We start from the raw sequence: 1,496 nt of genomic DNA, 5'->3' as shown, positions 1-1,496 counted from the left end.
CGCCGGGACGACGCGGTGACGGCCGCGAACAAGCTGGCCACGCGCGAGCGCGAGCAGGCCCGCCTGGACGCGCAGGAGGCGCTGGACGACCCGCTCGTGATGGCCGGCCGGCGGCTCACCGGCGAGGCGTTCGCCGGGGAGGTCGTCGACGTCGCGATGGCCTACAGCGAGGGCCGCTCCCCGCGTCCGCGCCCGCTGGTCACCGTCCGCACCGACGACCGTCCGCATCTCGCCGAGCGCGCCAAGGTCTACCGCTCGCTCGCCGGCAAGCCCCAGGCCGCCGAGTTCGTCACCGCCGAGGCGGACGGCGTCCTCACGCTGCGCCTCCTCGACAAGATGGGCCGCGGCAAGGAACCCGACGCCGGATCCGTCCCGGAGAAGGGCGACCGCATCTGCTGGACCCTCTTCGAGCACGAACAGCGCGGCGGCGCCAAGCTCCCCGACCCCGAGGAGACGCCCTGGACCCATGGCGGGCCTCCCGGCGAGCCGGTGACCGAAGCGGCGGATCCGGTGACCGAGGAGGACGTGCTGTGAGGGCCGGGCACGCGCGCGTGCGGGCCGGCCGGGAAGCACCCCGGGTGCGCCACGCCGTACGTCCCGCAGCGCCGTCCCCCACCCTCCCCAGCCCACAGGACACCCCATGACCACCCACCTCGACCCCGGTACCGCAGCCGCTCGGGCCACCGACGCGATCCTCCGTGACACCCTGCACGGCACCGCGCGCGGAGTCGTCGTCGATTCGCCGCCGGGGGCCGGGAAGTCGACGCTCGTCGTCCGCGCGGCGCTCGAACTGGCGGAGGCGGGGCGGCCCTTGATGGTGGTGGCGCAGACGAACGCGCAGGTGGACGATCTGGTGGTGCGGCTCGCGGAGAAGGCGCCGGAGCTGCCGGTGGGGCGGCTGCACAGCAGTGACGCGGACGCGTACGACAAGGCGCTGGACGAGCTGCCGTACGTACGGAAGTCGGCGAAGGCGGGGGATCTCGCGGGGCTGCCGGTGGTGATCTCGACGGCGGCGAAGTGGGCGCACGTGAAGGTCGACGAGCCGTGGCGGCACGCGATCGTGGACGAGGCGTACCAGATGCGCTCCGACGGGCTGCTGGCCGTCGCCGGGCTGTTCGAGCGGGCGCTGTTCGTGGGTGATCCGGGGCAGCTGGACCCCTTCGCGATCGTCGGCAGCGAGCAGTGGGCGGGGCTGTCGTACGATCCCTCGGCGTCGGCCGTGACGACGCTGCTGGCGCACAATCCGGGGCTGCCGCAGCACCGGCTGCCGGTGTCCTGGCGCCTGCCGGCGTCCGCCGCGCCGCTGGTGTCCGACGCGTTCTACCCGTACACGCCGTTCCGCAGCGGCACGGCCCACGCGGACCGGCGCCTCGCGTTCACCGTCCCCTCCGACGGCTCGGGCCCCGACCGGGTCATCGACGAGGCGGCGGAGTCCGGCTGGGGCCTGCTGGAGCTGCCCGCGCGGCACACGCCGCGCACGGACCCGGAGGCGGTCC

Annotated in this window: 1 protein-coding gene and 1 pseudogene; both read left to right on the top strand. The window is 74.9% G+C overall.

All coding sequences use genetic code 11. The features are described 5' to 3' along the window. A pseudogene (locus ACVNF4_RS35930) lies at positions 1 to 534 on the top strand (hypothetical protein); the annotation flags it as partial. Between the two features lie 106 nt (positions 535 to 640). Continuing rightward, positions 641 to 1,496 (top strand): AAA family ATPase (locus ACVNF4_RS35925; RefSeq protein ID WP_461807022.1); only part of this gene is annotated, 856 nt, incomplete at its 3' end.

The sequence above is a fragment of the Streptomyces sp. S6 genome, from assembly GCF_054880855.1.
This window is presented reverse-complemented; position numbering and strand designations above follow the sequence as displayed.